Genomic DNA, 15,986 nt, shown 5'->3' on the forward strand with positions numbered 1-15,986 from the left:
AATTCGGGTCGTGACAGGCACCTTGACTTTTTTTATTTTTCCTGCAATAATAGTGAAAATTACATATTGGTACCTTTAAGAGCAGTCCAGTGAGGCTGACAAGGGCGTCGGATAATTGGAATAGTGGGTGAAGTCTATTCTTTCGCAGGCATAAGTATGCGTTTATGTTTACCTGTGCATACCTGTGCATACCTGTACCCATCGGAAAAGCTCCTTGTCAGATAATGGCAGGGAGCTTTTTTTATGGCCATTATTAAAAAGGATTTATATTCTAGTTGTCCGATTACATGGTACCAATTCTACTAAATCATTTAGGAGGAATTGGTTATGAAACAAACAGATCATGAATTTTCATTACAGGCAGTGCCTGGCAATCAGCGTAATGGATTTTGGAAGATGTTTGTCGTGATGCTGGGATTTACATTTTTCTCCGCCAGCATGCTGTCAGGTGGTGAACTTGGAGCAGGACTCACAATGGAGCAGTTTATTTGGATTGTTTTAGCCGGAAATTTAATTCTGGGACTTTATACAGGTGCACTCGCCTATATTGCGGCGAAAACTGGTTTATCCACCCATTTATTGGCCCGCTATGCTTTTGGTGAAAAAGGGTCTTATCTAGCGTCTTTTCTGCTAGGTGGAACACAGGTTGGCTGGTTTGGGGTAGGGCTTGCGATGTTTGCCGTTCCTGTACAAAGAGTAACAGGTCTTGAAATGTGGCCGATTATAATCATGGCCGGTTTGGTTATGACAGCATCTGCTTATTATGGAATGAAGGCTCTGGCCATTTTAAGTTTTGCAGCGGTTCCGGCCATTACCATTTTGGGAAGTCTCTCTGTGTTTAAAGCCGTAGATACAGTGGGAGGAGTCGCCGGCCTGATGCAATATGAACCGGCTGAGACGATTAGTCTGGCGGCTGCCCTTACGATTTGTGTGGGCTCCTTCGCAAGCGGAGGAACTTTAACCCCTGATTTTGCCCGTTTTGCAAAAACACGACGTTCTGCGGTTATTACCACTTTAATTGCATTTTTTATCGGAAACACGCTGATGTTTACCTTTGGAGCCATCGGGGCAATGGCAACCGGGTTTTCGGATATTTCTGAAGTCATGTTCACACAGGGACTTATCGTTGCGGCCATCATTGTATTGGGATTAAACATCTGGACGACAAATGATAACTCATTATATGCCTCAGGGCTGGGCTTTTCAAACATTACAAAAATCAAAAAAAGCAAGGTAGTTATCTTTAATGGCATCACAGGTACGATATTTGCTCTTTGGCTATATAACAATTTTGTGGGATGGTTAACGTTGCTCGGGGGAGCATTACCGCCGATTGGAGCTATACTCCTTGCTGACTTTTTTCTCTTAAACAAAGGAAAGTATGACTCATTCGAAAAGATGACTTTTAAAACCGTCAATTGGCCAGCCATTATTGCCTGGGGATCAGGTTTTGCTGCAGCACAATTATTGCCGGGAATTCCCCCTCTGAATGGAATGATCGGATCCGTCATCATTTATGCTGGATTATCTATTTTAATAGAGAAGGTAAACCAAACAGCTTCATCAAATGTAAAAAAAGGTGGCCTGAAATATGATTATTAAAAATGCTAAGCTACGAGGAAAAGAAGGTCAATGGCAGCTTATCCTGGAAAATGGATTCATTAAAACGATAACGCAAGAAATAGTGGATAATCAAAATCATCAAATAATCAATGCGGGTGGAAGGCTCGTTCTTCCGCCTTTCATCGAACCGCATATCCATTTAGATACGACCTTAACAGCGGGTGAACCAAAATGGAATAAAAGTGGAACACTATTTGAAGGAATTGAAACCTGGGCTGAAAGAAAAAGGACTTTGAACGTTGAGGATGTAAAAATCAGGGCCGAAAAAGCTCTGAAATGGCAAGTCGCTCAAGGGATTCAGCATGTTCGTACTCATGTGGATGTAACCGATCCGGACTTAACCGCCCTGAAAGCTCTTTTGGAAGTCAAAGAGGAAATGAAAGACTTTGTGGATTTACAGCTGGTGGCTTTTCCCCAGGAAGGAATTTTATCGTATCAGAATGGGAAACAACTCCTGGAAGAGGCACTTAAAATGGGCGCCGATGTGGTTGGAGGTATACCACACTATGAATTTACCAGGGAATATGGTGTTGAATCATTGAAGATTGCTTTTCAGTTGGCTGAAAAATACCATCGCCTGATAGATATTCACTGTGATGAAATTGATGACGAACAATCCCGTTTTGTTGAGACAGTAGCAGCAGAGGCCCACCGGTATGGACTGGGAAGCCGGGTGACAGCCAGTCATACGACAGCTATGCACTCTTATAATGATGCTTATACTTCAAAACTTTTCAGACTCCTTAAGCTGTCGAATATGAACTTTGTTGCCAATCCTCTGGTGAATATCCACTTGCAGGGGCGGTTTGAATCCTATCCAAAGCGCCGAGGAATCACAAGAGTGAAGGAAATGCAGGAAGCAGGTATAAATGTGTGCTTTGGTCATGATGATATATTTGATCCCTGGTATCCTCTTGGGACGGGGAATATGCTGCAAGTGCTTCACATGGGCATTCATGTGACGCAATTAATGGGGTATCAGCAGATTGTGGATGCTATGGACCTCATTACCAGCAATAGTGCTAGGACGTTAAATATTGAGGACCAGTACGGTATAGAGGAAGGAAAGCCTGCAAACCTGATTGTATTGGATGCTGGAAATGAATATGAAGCCATTCGAAAACAGGCAACAGTTCGTTATTCAATCCGAAATGGAAAACTCATCGCTGAGACTAAACCGAGTGACAGCAGACTAATACTGGAGAATAATGAGGAAAAAGTAACGTTTTCAAAATAAGCATATTCTTATAATGAAGAGGCTGGGATAAAGTACCTGGGCAGGCTTAAGCACCAATCTATTGTTTTTCCGAAAACACTCATGTCCCAGCCTCTTCAATTTTTCATAGAGCGTTCTTTTTGTAATCTATTAAATATTCCAGCACTTCTTCCAAAGATAGTCTGTGGATTTGATAGACTGTCAAGTTTTCAGTCTGTAATACAGCCTCTATGCTAGCTCTGTGATTGGTAACAATTTGCGGTGGGGAAGTTTCAAGCTTCAAAACATTAGGGTGGTGTTTCAGGTTATCTGATAACTCCGAAACCCAAATTCTTGCCCAGCTTTCATAGATGTCATCTTTATTAAAGGAATGAACGATCTTACCTGATTCCAACACCTTAATCTCATCACAAAGCTGATGAACTTCGTCAATGGTATGTGTAGCCAGAATTACACTTTTCTCTTCATGCTCCATAAACGTAAGAATATCTTCTTTCATTTTTCTTCGTGAAACAATATCTACTCCTGCTGTTGGTTCATCTAACAGAAGCAGGGATGGATGGTGACATAGAGAAAGAATAAAATCAATTTTTTTCTTTGTACCCTTTGAACATTTTTCATATTTTTCATCCAGATCAATGTCGTACCGTCTGCTTAGCTGTTCAAATTGCTCATGATCCCAGGCTGGATACCAGCGGGAAATCAGCTTTGCCAGTTTTCTTATTGTTAAAAAATGATACCCACTCAGCAGTTCACCTGCGTAACCGACTTGCTTCTTCCATTCGTCCTCATTTTTTGACCAGTCCTTTCCGAAAACTTTCCCTTGTCCGGAGTCCTTTTTTAAAACCTTCATCAGCAAACGAAAAAATGTTGTTTTTCCTGAGCCATTAGCACCCACCAGTCCGGTTATCGATCCTTGTTCAACCGTCAAGTTCAGTGGACCAATCTTAAACTTCCTAAAACTTCTGGATAAATCTTTTACTTCTAAGGCATGCATCATAATCCCCCATTGTTAAATGTTTTGTTTACGATATTTGAAAAAATAACGTTCAATTCCTCACTCGAACAGCCCATTTGTTTTCCCTGCTGAACCACCTTTTCAAATGCATCATGAAGAATCTGTTGTCGGGACTGACTTATTTGATTATTTTTTATTTCACGGACAAAAGTCCCTTTACCTTGAATCGTCTGAATGAAGCCATTCATTTCTAAATTTTGATATGCCCGTCTGGTGGTAATAACACTGCAGCCCAAGTCACTTGCTAAAGCCCTTATGGAAGGAAGTGGGGTCCCAGGAGGAAGCTTACCTCCCACGATAAGTGTTTTGATTTGCGTTTCGACTTGATAATATATAGGTTCTCTGCTTTCATTGGATACTTGGATAGGTATCCTCATAGGAGAGGACACTCCCTTCTACAAGAAATCTTTTTTTGCCATTCGTTGTTGCAGTAATCGGTTCCAGCCATAACAGCTTGTTATCCCGACAGTCATTGACAATAAAGCTACAGGCCATCCGACTGTTTTTACTAATCCGACGATATTCTCTGCAATTCCACTTGAGAAATATTGATAAAAAAGGATTACAGCGATAACGATGATGGCTGCATAAATGAACGGAATGATATGAAGGGTTTTTCCACTGGTGCCGTATTCCAGAAAGGGGCTCAAACCACCTACTGCAAGCATGAATCCAAACCACACAATCATTAATAGAATCAGTTCAGAAATTGTGAATAGGGTTAAAACGTTATCCGGTATCACAGCAATTAGGACACCTATGCTTCCAAAAAATGCAAAGGACATCGTTAACAAAGTCAAAATCATAAATATGGTCCGACTTAATGTTAATACGGAAAGCGTAATGGGTAAGGTACGAAGCGCTGCCATTCGCTTTAAGTATGGATTTTCCTTTGCTGATTTATAGCTTAAATAAGGTTTGGACATGAAAAGTGAACTGAAAGCGGGGGCAGTACCAATAATCATAAAGTCAAGTAAATAAGGTGTTACCGAAGTGGATCTAATATTTATAATGATATTATCAGAATTCGCGAAGAAGCCCCCAAGAGCAAAGCCAAGTATACTGCTTGCCAGAAATGTAATAAAAACTGCTGTTATATTCTGTTTGTATTCATTTGTGGCGAGCCAGATTGCATCCTTCAACAACGTTCATCACCTCTCTTTTATTCGGCTGGTTGAAATACATTAATAAGACCACGGTCCTCAAGATTTAAAAAGTCGATACCGTATAGGAGTAACACTGTAAAAGCAATACTCCATGTTGTAATACTTGCTGATGTCCAAATGAAGGCCTTCTTCTTTGTAGCTCCTAATGTCATGCTGATTAATGCGGTTAAATGACTGCCAACGAATAAAGGACCAAGCATAGCTAATCCAGGCAAACCGTATTTCTTCCATATATTTTGGGCTCTCACGGAACGTTTGCTTTCTCCTTTGTCTTTATCTTCCCGGCGTCTTTTTCGCCATGATTTTATTTGATGCACAAACATGATAACCAGAAACACCGTTACAATATTTCCGGTTAATCCGAGTAGCATAACAGATGTAATGGATAGTCCGGCTATGGAAGCAATTGGTATGACGCCAAAGGCTTCAAAAAACGGAATAGCAGATAAAATAAATACAAGAGTATATGCCCAAAGCAATTTCACTGATATTTCCCCCTTTAACTGTTAAGGTGTATATATTTATATATACAGTATAACAATAAAAAAATCAACCGAAATTAATAAAAATTCTGAAAAATATGTTAACCTCATGGCTAAAGTGAGGAAGGTTCAAGTGGAAAAGAAGGAGGGATTGATTTTTGGAGAATATTATAGGGCTGTTACTCGGCGGATTAAATTATCAGTTGCTTTAAATATGGAAAGGAAAAAAGGAAACATCTGCAATCATGCAGATGCTTCATCATTCTTATGCTTGATAAATTCTCCCCGATCCGCTGCATCAGGTGGACGTTCGAGCCATTCTTGGTTAATCATGATATTTGCTCCGTCCTCAGCAAATTGACCAATCTTAGCCAACTGCCTGGAATATTCTGATGTAATATCCCAGCACATAGACATGGAGATGGCTGCTCCATAATTTATGGATGTCCTCCTCTTTTATAGGTATTTTTTACAGTTTAAATTGCCATTATCCATCCAAATAAGAAGCAAAAAACATTAAAACATGAAAGCTATTGTGGCCAAAAAAATTCTATAAAAATAGTCATTGACATCTCTACAGAAGGGGAGTAGATTTTACTAGTAATAACAAATCAATCTCATATTTTACTTCTATTGAGGGGACGGTTCTTTTGTTTATGTATCGAAAAATAAATCTATCAGCTGCTCAAAGTATTGCGTTATTTTATGTCTTTGCAGTTATGGTATCGATTAGTTTGCTCAGTTTACCATTTGCCTTAAAACCCGGGGTAAATTGGAGCTTTGTAGATCTCCTTTTTACAGCAGTTAGTGCGGTAAGTGTTACTGGGCTTTCCGTTGTATCCATTGTTGACACATTAAGTACACCAGGAATCTTTATTTTGTTGTTTATCCTGCAGTTTGGCGGAATTGGAATTATGACCTTGGGCACTTTTTTGTGGTTATTAATAGGGAAAAAGATCGGGCTTAAAGAAAGACAGCTTATAAAAACAGATCAGAACCAGTCTACATTTTCAGGTCTGGTTAATCTGATGAAACAAATACTGCTCCTCATCTTAATGATTGAAATGTTTGGTGCTATTATATTAGGAACTTATTTTCTTACCTATTTTGATACATGGCAGGAAGCTTATTTACAGGGGCTGTTTGCTTCAGTCAGTGCTACAACAAATGCTGGATTTGATATTACTGGAAGCTCCCTGGTTCCTTTTGCTCAGGATTATTTTGTTCAGTTTATAAATATTATTTTATTAACACTGGGAGCAATAGGGTTTCCGGTACTCATCGAACTAAAGGAATATATAAGAAATAGAGATCGGAACTACGGATCTCACTTTTCCCTGTATACGAAATTAACAACCGTTACCTTTTTTTCATTAATGGTTGTAGGTACAGTTATGATTATACTGTTTGAATTTAATCATTTCTTTGCAGGGAAAAGCTGGCATGAGTCTTTTTTCTATGCATTTTTTCAGTCATCCACAACTAGGAATGGCGGATTATCCACCATGGATGTCAGTCAGTTTTCTAATGCGACATTATTGGGAATATGCTTTTTAATGTTTATCGGGGCTTCTCCCAGTTCAGTTGGAGGTGGGATAAGAACAACGACTTTTGCTGTCATTGTATTGATGATTATCTCATTTGCGAGGGGACAAAAAGGATTAAAAGTATTTAAACGGGAGGTACATGAAGAAGATATCAGAAAGTCAGTTGTTGTCACTTTTCTGGCTTTAACATTGTGCTTTACAGCAATCATGATACTGGCAAAAACGGAAAATTTTACTATGATGCAGATCCTGTTTGAAGTAAGCTCTGCATTTGGTACGACCGGTTTGTCCATGGGTATAACTCCTGAATTAAGTATGATTGGTAAAATTGTGATTATCGCATTGATGTTTTTAGGGAGAATTGGCATTTTAACATTCTTATTTTTATTTAGTAGAAGTAAACGGGAGGCAGCATACCATTATCCAAAAGAACCACTGATTGTTGGATAATCAAGAAGGGGGATAAGGAGAAAGAGGTATGTATCCATAAACATTTATGGTTGCATGCCTTTTTACATTTAAAGATTGGCACCTTATCCGATTAAGTTGATATTCCTTTCTAATACTCTTATTTTTTCATTTCATAGCTAGCGTGATGTTCAATATCCGTACTCTATATGAAATAATGCAGAAATTTTTTGAAAACTGGGGAAATAACCGTTTAAATATTCTAAATTCTGTACATGCTAGGTAAAAATAAAAAAATTAAGAGGTGTTTGAATTGAAAAAATCTATGTTTCTCAGTTTCCTGGGAATATTTGTTGTCCTGGGAATTGTCGTTATAGTAAATGTAATGAATAATGAACAGACGAATGATAATGCAGAAACGGATGGACAGACTCAGACTGAGGATCCGTATAATCAGGATGCTGTTGAAGTGTCAGAGGAATCAATTGAGGTTACGGCCACCGATGATGGCAAAATAACAGCCAATAACTTATTTATTCCATGGACGATTAACAAAAACGGAGGAACCTTCTATCTGAGTCAGCGGGAAGGATCTGTTATTGAAATTAACGGGGAATTAGGTCTGGTAGAAGTGCAGGATGTTCAAGTATCCGAGAATATTCTTCATGAAGGACAAGGTGGATTTCTTGGCTTTGCACTCGATCCGAACTTTAAGGAGACAAACAGGGCGTATGCCTACCATACCTACTCTAAAAATGGAGAGGTTCTAAATCGCATTGTCTCTTTAACATTAAAAGATAACACTTGGGAGGAAGAAAATGTTCTTCTGGAAAACATCCCTGGTGGAGAAGTAAATAATGGCGGAAGACTGAAAATTGGTCCGGATGGCTTTCTTTATGCAACTACTGGAGATACAGGACAGGCGGAGTTAGCACAGAATCTGGACAATTTGGCAGGGAAAATCTTACGGATGAATCTAGAAGGAGAAGTTCCACAGGATAATCCATTTGAGAATTCGTACGTCTATTCCTATGGTCATCGAAATTCTCAGGGACTTGCCTGGGATGAACAAGGAAATCTTTATAGCTCTGAGCATGGTGAAGATGGCCATGATGAGATTAACCTGATTGAAGCAGGTCAGAATTATGGATGGCCGGAAATTACTGGAAATGAGGAAGAATCCGGGATGAAGGCACCTGTTGCTCATTCAGGTGAAGATACCTGGGCACCAGCCGGAATGGCCTATTCTGATGGTCGACTATATGTAGCATCTTTGGCAGGCAAGCAGATATTCACCTATGACATCGAAAGCAGTGAAACGACTGAATTCTATGACGAAGCAGGTAGACTGCGCGATGTACTGGTTGAAAATGGAAGTATCTTTACGATAACTAGCAATAATGACCAATATGGTGAACCAACAGCCAAAGATGACCGATTATTACAGCTTTCCTTAACCAAAGAGGTTTCCGCTGATTAATGAAACGATGAAAAGGGAAAAGGTAATCGCCCCTATAAGGGAACGATTACCTTTTTTCGTCTGGCTCCAGCGCCCGGCGACTAGCGAGACTTCCTTCACCTCCGTCCGATAAGTCAACATCGACTCACACAGTTCGTCGTGTTTCCTTTTCCGCGTGTTAACTGGCTGTAAGACCCCTGTTAGAAATAAGTGAGGGTCAACAGCCCGTAGACACCCGATTTGTTCAACTAACAATCAGTGGGGGATGCCCCCCACTGATTGAAGTTTCACTTTATCTCCTCCGGCTCAGTCCAGTCCGTACGTCGCTAATAAGAAAAGCGGAGGCGACCGTTTAGGCCCGACGGCATAAGCAGAATATCCGGAGTGGCCGCTTTTTGGCCATGTAGGGTATTCTGCTTATGACCGCTTGGGCTTGGGAGCCGCAGCTGGACAGAGAAAAGCGGAGGCGACTGTTCAGGTCATGCGGGATAAGACGAAGTCATGTAGTGGCATGGGTTTGGCCACGGAATGGCTTTGGCTTATATCCGCCTTGACCTAGGAGCCGCAGCTGGACAAGAAAAGCGGAGGCGCCCGTTTAGGCCCGACAACTTAAGCAGAATATCCGTAGTGGCTGCTTTTTGGCCATGTAGGGTATTCTGCTTATGACCGCTTGGGGGCCTGGGAGGAGCAGCTGGATAAACGGGCGCTTCCGCCTTTGTTCATTCCTTATTGGCTAGTTTTTCCATAATATAATCGGAAAGGACATTGATTTCATCCTCGGATAATGTACCTCCAAATGGTGGCATGCCTCCACTTCCGTTTTTGATTTGCTCAATTAGCTTTTCCCGATCCTTTGTGATGTCACTATTTTTGATGCTTGGACCGTTATGACCACCTGCTCCCTGATCTCCATGACAGGATAAGCAGTTGTTTTCATAAATGGTACGTCCCTGATCCAGAGAGGCATTGCCTTCATCCTGAGTTTCGGTTGAATCCTGCTCCTCATGTTCTTCATGCTCTTCACGTTTCTCGGCTAAAGGAGACGTATTGATTTCTTCCTTTGGGATGTCCTCTGCCGAATTGTACTGGCCTTCCAGGGAAAACGTATAAATTTTATCTCCATGTTTTGTACCAGCCAGGGAATTTCCTGCGGAGAATATAGAAATATATTGTTTTCCGTCAATTTCATACGTAATAGGTGGCGCATTTGCACCTGCGTCTGTTTTGAACTCCCATAAATGATCTCCTGTTTTTGCATCGTAGGCAATGATTCGTCCGTCATTGTGACCGACAAATACAAGGTTTCCTTTCGTTGTTAGAACACCACTGTAGGCAATGGTGTCCCAGTTTTTCTGCCATACGATTTTATTGGTTTTAATATCAATGGCTGTGACAGTACTTCGCATTGGCGAGTTTTCAACAGGCTGCCATACACTGCCCAAATACTCTTTTCCCTGTTCATAGGTGTTTTCTTCATCATCGGCATAGTGAGCGTAAGAAAAATAGTTGTCATTCCCAAGAACATAAAAATACTCTGTATTCGGATTGTAAGCGGACGGCGGCCAGTTTCCACCACCTTGAGGCGATGGTTTTACAGTCATTGGTTCGTCCCAGAATGGTGTAAATAACTTCCCATATTTCCCATCAAATTCTTCTGGTAAATCATTTTTTACGTCTTCTTCAGTCACTTCCTGTGGAACAAAATTATCTCCTTTAGGAAATGGCTGAGTAGGGGATGTTTTTTGTTTATCCAGTTGCGGAACCTCTTTCTCATCAATCCCTATCAGAGGCTCACCGCTTGTTCGGTCAAGAATATATACCCATCCGGTTTTACCGGCCTGTGCAATTCCTTTTTTCATTTCGCCATCCATTTCCACATCAAATAAAACAACCGGATTTGCTGCATCTAAATCCCAGATATCATGGTGAACCTCCTGAAAGTGCCAGTTACGTTCACCAGTATCTGCATCAAGTGCAACCACTGAGTTGGCAAAGAGATTATCCCCCTCACGATTACTTCCATCTAAGTCAGGGGATGTATTTCCGGTTGAAAAGTAAATCTGTCCTAATTCCGGATCTATCGCTGGTGTTTGCCAAACAGGTGCCCCGCCGGTAAGCCAGCTGTTATTGTCCTGTGGCCAGGTTTCGTGGCCTTCTTCGCCAGGGCCGGGAATGGTATAGGTTCTCCAAATTTGTCTGCCCATTTCTGCATCATACGCTGCAACATAACCCCGAATACCATATTCTCCACCTGCAATTCCTGTATAGACTTTCCCATCATAGTAGAGTGGGGCACTTGCAATGGTATGGCCTTTTTCCCATTCATCCACTTCTGTTTCCCATACTACTTCACCGGTTTTCTGGTCTAAAGCCACTAGCCTTGAGTCCAATAGTCCAACAAATACCTTTCCTTCACCTATGGCCACACCTCTACTGGTCCATCCGCAGCACACAGTATCCAGACCATCCGCAAGCTCAGGCTGGAACTCCCAGATGATTTCACCGGTTTTGGCGTTTATGGCCTGTACATCATTTGCTCCTGTAATATTGAACATGACTCCATCATAGACGATTGGAGTTGACTCACCTGAATATTTAAACTTGAAGCCTGAGCCCATGCTTGTTACCCATTCAGCCTTCAGGTCAGCAACATTGGAAGCATTAATTTGATCCAGCTGTGAATAGCGTCCATTGGAAATATTTCCTCCATTTGTAATCCAGTTTGCAGATGGAGGAGAAGTTAATTGTTCCGCAGAAAATTTGGGAGATACTTTTCCCGGATAATCCATATGCTGAAAGGATTGATGTTCCGCTTCAAATTGAGTTTTTTTGTCTTTTTCTTCATTACTGTCTTTCTGTTGCTCTTCTTGATTATTCTGATCATCAGGTTTTTTTGCGACATCGTCCGGGCCGGTGAATTGACTAATGATAACAATGGCAATGATAACAGCAGCCAATACCGCAACACCTGTAATGATCCAGGTATGTCGTTTCATTCTGCGAAGCTCCTTTCCTAATATAATCAAGTTTTCTTCAGTTGTAATTTACCCGAATATGAATAAATTACCCAAAATGTTATGGAAAGGGGAAGATAAAGAAATTTCAGGAAAATGGAGGTGCGGGGAGACTAAAATCAGAGGAATTACCCAGGTTCGCTCAAAAATAGGGATTATGAATAGCTAAATGCAGAGACAACTTATCTATAGTATTCGAGGCCGGAACATCCCAGCCTCATAACCTTATTTTCCAAATTCATTTAATCGTTCATAGGTTTTACGGAGAAAGCGATAAAACAATTCTTCTGTTGGCAATAATTTGCGTTGTGCCGGATAGATGACACCTACAGAACGTGTTAAATTCGGGTCTGCTATCGGTACAACAACGGTTGAACGTGGAGTGTTATCCACCATGGTCATTTCAGGCATCAACGCTACACCTAACCCTGCTGCCACAAGTCCCTTTAATGCATCAATATCCTTTCCTTCAACACCTATGTCAGGTGTGAAGCCTACATTATCACAGGCATCCATGACCTGCTTACGAAAGACAAATCCTTCCGGCAGAATAACAAAAGAATCCTCTTTAAGTTCCTGTAACATAATGGAGGAACGGCTGGCTAACCGATGATTCATAGGAAGAAGAGCTACAATCTTTTCACTGAACAATGTAGTCCCTTTAATTTTTTCTGATTGTTCCCGTTTAGGCATAGGTGCAATCATGGCCAGATTAAAGGTCCCATTAATGACACCATCCATTAATTCGGAATAGAGACCATTACTCATTTGAAATTTTGCCTCAGGATAGTACCGGCGAAATGCAAAAATAATGGAAGGAACGATATAAGCAGCCATACTAATAGGAAAAGCAATTCGTACTGTGCCTCTTTCAGGATTTAAGTATTCCTTGACCTCCCGTTTTGCTTCCTCCATCATATTCATGACCTGCTTCATCCGCTCTAAAAAAACCTCGCCGATAGGAGTTAATTTAACACGTCTTCCTTCTCGTATAAAAAGCTGAACACCCAGTTCATTTTCAAGATTAAAGATTTGTCTGCTGACTGAAGATTGAGCAACATGCAGGGCATTCGCTGCGTCGGTAACATGCTCTCTTTCAGCAACTTCCATAAAATACTTAATTTGACGGTGTTCCATTTCTATTCACCTCATTTAATGCGTTTAATGCATTAATTTCATCTATTATTAATATTGAAGCTATCATTTAATTAATTATAAAATGAAAACATGACAATAAAAAGAGATTATCTAAATTTTTAAATAAGTTACAGGGGTGGATGTTCATGAAAACCATGGAGGATGTGAAGGATATACAGAAACAAAACGTCAGGGATTATGTACAGCAAGTATACCATAGAGTAGAGAAACGAAATGAGTATGAACCGGAATTTTTGCAGGCCGTTAAAGAAGTATTTGATTCGTTGCTGCCTGTGCTTGTGAAAAATCCAACATACATTAATAAGGGAATCCTGGAAAGAATAGTTGAACCTGAGCGTTTCGTGTTCTTTCGTGTCCCGTGGCTGGATGACAAGGGAAATGTAAGAGTGAATCGGGGCTTTCGGGTTCAGTTTAATAGTGCTCTTGGACCATACAAAGGCGGTTTACGGTTCCATCCTTCCGTCAATACGAGTATTATCAAATTCTTAGGCTTTGAACAGATTTTCAAAAATGCATTAACAGGGCAGCCCATTGGTGGAGGAAAAGGTGGATCTGATTTTGATCCAAAAGGGAAATCTGACGATGAAATTATGAGGTTCTGTCAAAGCTTTATGATAGAGTTAAGTAAACATATAGGACCAGATATCGACGTACCTGCCGGGGATATAGGTGTTGGTGCCCGGGAGATTGGCTACATGTTCGGTCAGTATAAGAGAATGCGCGGAGCCTTTGAAGCAGGTGTTCTCACTGGAAAAGGTCTGGATTATGGAGGAAGTCTCGGACGCACAGAAGCAACCGGTTACGGTACGGTTTATTTTGTAGAAGAAATGCTGAAGGATAAAGGGTACGAGTTCGAGGGAAGCACAGTAGTTGTGTCCGGTTCCGGAAATGTATCCATCTACGCCATGGAAAAGGCAATGGAGTTTGGTGCGAAAGTCGTTGCCTGCAGTGACTCCAGTGGCTATATTTATGATCAGAACGGAATAAACCTTGACACCATTAAGCAGTTAAAAGAAGTTGAAAACAAACGAATTTATGAATATAAAAATGAACATCCGGATGCCGTGTTTGTAGAGGGATGTTCAGGTATATGGTCCATCCCTTGTGATATTGCTCTGCCATGTGCTACTCAAAATGAACTAGACCGGGAATCTGCGGAGCTGTTAATTTCCAACGGAGTTAAGGCAGTTGGAGAAGGAGCAAATATGCCGTCAACCCAAGACGCTATTGATTTATTTATTGATAACGACGTCTTATTTGCTCCTGCAAAGGCAGCGAATGCCGGTGGAGTATCTGTGTCTGCGCTTGAAATGGCACAAAACAGCACGAGAATCATGTGGACCAGGGAAGACGTGGATAGCAAACTTCATGAAATAATGAAAAATATTTACCAGGATAGCATCCAGGCGGCAGAAGAGTACGGCGACCCCGGCAACCTGGTAAAGGGCGCAAATATTGCTGGCTTTATAAAGGTGGCCGATGCCATGGTCAGCCAGGGTGTGGTTTAAAAGAGATTGATAAGCGTTTCGATGAAGCATTAGGTCAGATTACGACCTAATGCTTTTTAATCATTTGCTGCTGGTTTCCATTACGTGCCACTTTTTACTTGAATGAGTGTGAACGTTAAGTTTTTTAGCGAAGGTTTCTGCGCTAGATTGGTCAAGAAAGATTTTGTAGGACGGACTGGTTGTATCTTTAAGGATTTCTGTTTTTCCATTTATTTCTCTTGCAATGACGTACATAATGGATCAACCCCTTATTTATAAGTCAACTCCATATTTTCCTAATATTATATCGTAAGGTCGAAGTTTTTGGATTACAGTTTGGTTAAGATTTTGTTTCAGATTATTGCTATATGTTAAAAACATATATGAAACCCGCTCAGATAAATTTTCGAGCGGGTTTGTTCATTCTTTATTTAAGAAAATCTGGTTCAAGGAAGGCTGGATTTGGGTATTTGTAGAAGCCTTCTCCTGTTTCCACACCAAGCTTTCCTTTATCAAGATATTCTTCTTTCAGGAATTTTGCGAGCTTTTCATACATAGGATCGCCGGTTTTATTGGCTTTGTCCTTTACAACATTATAGGCAGTAGTAATTCCAACAATATCTAATATTGCAAAGGGTCCATTTGGTGCACCAGTGGCTATCATCCATGTTTTATCGATGGTTTCCACATCAGCTACATCGTTCACAAGCAGTTTTTCGGCGGCATCCAATAATGGTACAAGCAGAGAGTTTAAAATATAGCCTGGTTGCTCTTTATGTAATGGCAGGGCTACCATGCCAATGGATTTGGCAAATTCGATCACATCTTTAAATACACCTTCATCCGTACCAGGATGCTTCATAACCTCAGCCGTATTATTTTTCCATATCTCATTAGCAAAATGAAGCGCCAGAAACTTCTCAGGACGACCGGTTGCTTCGGCGAACTGGCTCGGCAGTAGTGTGGAAGAGTTCGTCGCAAAAATCGTTTTTTCCGGTGCGGCTTTTCCTAACTTATTGTAGAATTCTGTTTTAATTTCAATAACCTCAGGCACTGCTTCAATGACAAAATCGGCATTTTCCACCGCCTTTTCCAGGTCTGAATGAAAAGATATACGGCTATAAGCTTGATTCACTTCTTGCTCAGTAGCCTTTAAATCTTTTTGATAACGGGTCTTTAGCTTTTCAATTCTTTCTTTTGCTTTTTCAACAGCTTCCTGATTCATGTCGTAAACGGATACATGAAATCCTTTAAATGCTGTCTGATAGGCAATTTGGCTCCCTAATACGCCGCTGCCTGCGACTGTGACGTTTTGATAGTTCACGTAAATTCCCCCTGTTGTATATTTTTTCTTGGACTGTTTATTTGTGATGGAAGTTTCACTTTATGTCAGTCAATATTCATTATA

Annotated in this window: 13 protein-coding genes; 5 read left to right on the forward strand and 8 right to left on the reverse strand. The window is 40.8% G+C overall.

Going from position 1 to position 15,986, the window contains the following annotated elements; all coding sequences use genetic code 11:
• Positions 1-327 precede the first annotated feature (327 nt).
• Together codB and ABD006_RS09165 are read left to right on the forward strand one after the other, a co-directional pair.
• Entirely contained in the window at positions 328-1,602 is a 1,275-nt protein-coding gene (codB, locus tag ABD006_RS09160) for a cytosine permease (RefSeq protein ID WP_343839954.1), read from the forward strand.
• Positions 1,592-2,860: a cytosine deaminase gene (locus ABD006_RS09165; protein ID WP_343839956.1), complete on the forward strand. Its 1,269-nt coding sequence runs from the start codon at positions 1,592-1,594 to the stop codon at positions 2,858-2,860. The genes codB and ABD006_RS09165 overlap by 11 nt, the downstream gene beginning before the upstream one ends.
• Positions 2,861-2,963: 103 nt before the next feature.
• Here ABD006_RS09165 and ABD006_RS09170 read toward each other — a convergent pair whose 3' ends face one another.
• From ABD006_RS09170 to ABD006_RS09190, 5 genes are all read right to left on the reverse strand, one after another.
• Positions 2,964-3,836, reverse strand: coding sequence for an ABC transporter ATP-binding protein (locus ABD006_RS09170; RefSeq protein WP_343839957.1), 873 nt, complete (start codon positions 3,834-3,836; stop codon positions 2,964-2,966).
• Entirely contained in the window at positions 3,836-4,234 is a 399-nt protein-coding gene (locus ABD006_RS09175; RefSeq protein ID WP_343839959.1) for a GntR family transcriptional regulator, read from the reverse strand. The genes ABD006_RS09170 and ABD006_RS09175 overlap by 1 nt, the downstream gene beginning before the upstream one ends.
• A gap of 18 nt (positions 4,235-4,252) precedes the next feature.
• Positions 4,253-5,002, reverse strand: coding sequence for a hypothetical protein (locus ABD006_RS09180; RefSeq protein ID WP_343839961.1), 750 nt, complete (start codon positions 5,000-5,002; stop codon positions 4,253-4,255).
• A 17-nt stretch (positions 5,003-5,019) separates the two neighbouring features.
• Positions 5,020-5,508: a small multi-drug export protein gene (locus tag ABD006_RS09185; RefSeq protein ID WP_343839963.1), complete on the reverse strand. Its 489-nt coding sequence runs from the start codon at positions 5,506-5,508 to the stop codon at positions 5,020-5,022.
• 240 nt (positions 5,509-5,748) lie between these two features.
• Positions 5,749-5,946: a DUF3231 family protein gene (locus ABD006_RS09190; RefSeq protein ID WP_343840320.1), complete on the reverse strand. Its 198-nt coding sequence runs from the start codon at positions 5,944-5,946 to the stop codon at positions 5,749-5,751.
• Positions 5,947-6,161: 215 nt separating this feature from the next.
• Between ABD006_RS09190 and ABD006_RS09195 the strand changes: the two genes are divergently transcribed.
• Both ABD006_RS09195 and ABD006_RS09200 read left to right on the forward strand, forming a co-directional pair.
• A complete protein-coding gene (locus ABD006_RS09195) occupies positions 6,162-7,502 on the forward strand; it encodes a TrkH family potassium uptake protein (RefSeq protein WP_343840322.1) in 1,341 nt (446 codons plus the stop codon).
• Between the two features lie 262 nt (positions 7,503-7,764).
• A complete protein-coding gene (locus ABD006_RS09200; RefSeq protein ID WP_343839965.1) occupies positions 7,765-8,940 on the forward strand; it encodes a PQQ-dependent sugar dehydrogenase in 1,176 nt (391 codons plus the stop codon).
• Between the two features lie 698 nt (positions 8,941-9,638).
• On the opposite strand, the gene ABD006_RS09205 is transcribed toward ABD006_RS09200, so the two are convergent.
• A complete protein-coding gene (locus tag ABD006_RS09205; RefSeq protein WP_343839967.1) occupies positions 9,639-11,915 on the reverse strand; it encodes an outer membrane protein assembly factor BamB family protein in 2,277 nt (758 codons plus the stop codon).
• A 243-nt stretch (positions 11,916-12,158) separates the two neighbouring features.
• Entirely contained in the window at positions 12,159-13,070 is a 912-nt protein-coding gene (gltC, locus tag ABD006_RS09210; RefSeq protein ID WP_343839969.1) for a glutamate biosynthesis transcriptional regulator GltC, read from the reverse strand.
• Between the two features lie 146 nt (positions 13,071-13,216).
• Here gltC and gdhA point away from each other — a divergent pair, with 146 nt between their 5' ends.
• Positions 13,217-14,599 (forward strand): NADP-specific glutamate dehydrogenase, encoded by a 1,383-nt coding sequence (gene gdhA, locus ABD006_RS09215; protein ID WP_343839971.1) that lies wholly within the window; start codon positions 13,217-13,219, stop codon positions 14,597-14,599.
• Between the two features lie 406 nt (positions 14,600-15,005).
• Here the strand turns inward: gdhA and ABD006_RS09220 are convergent, their stop codons facing one another.
• The gene (locus ABD006_RS09220) at positions 15,006-15,950 is read right to left on the reverse strand and encodes a 3-hydroxyacyl-CoA dehydrogenase (RefSeq protein WP_343840325.1); all 945 of its coding nucleotides are present in this window, start codon (positions 15,948-15,950) and stop codon (positions 15,006-15,008) included.
• Positions 15,951-15,986: the final 36 nt, after the last annotated feature.

Origin of the sequence: Salinibacillus aidingensis, assembly GCF_039522525.1 — a bacterium.
Lineage (GTDB): Bacteria > Bacillota > Bacilli > Bacillales > Alkalibacillaceae > Salinibacillus > Salinibacillus aidingensis.

Bases quoted from the DNA above. Each gene is read 5' to 3' on its own strand.
- codB (WP_343839954.1), top strand. From the start codon at position 328: ATGAAACAAACAGATCATGAATTTTCATTACAGGCAGTGCCTGGCAAT.
- ABD006_RS09165 (WP_343839956.1), top strand. From the start codon at position 1,592: ATGATTATTAAAAATGCTAAGCTACGAGGAAAAGAAGGTCAATGGCAG.
- ABD006_RS09170 (WP_343839957.1), bottom strand. From the start codon at position 3,836: ATGCATGCCTTAGAAGTAAAAGATTTATCCAGAAGTTTTAGGAAGTTT.
- ABD006_RS09175 (WP_343839959.1), bottom strand. From the start codon at position 4,234: ATGAGGATACCTATCCAAGTATCCAATGAAAGCAGAGAACCTATATAT.
- ABD006_RS09195 (WP_343840322.1), top strand. From the start codon at position 6,162: ATGTATCGAAAAATAAATCTATCAGCTGCTCAAAGTATTGCGTTATTT.
- ABD006_RS09205 (WP_343839967.1), bottom strand. From the start codon at position 11,915: ATGAAACGACATACCTGGATCATTACAGGTGTTGCGGTATTGGCTGCT.
- gltC (WP_343839969.1), bottom strand. From the start codon at position 13,070: ATGGAACACCGTCAAATTAAGTATTTTATGGAAGTTGCTGAAAGAGAG.
- gdhA (WP_343839971.1), top strand. From the start codon at position 13,217: ATGAAAACCATGGAGGATGTGAAGGATATACAGAAACAAAACGTCAGG.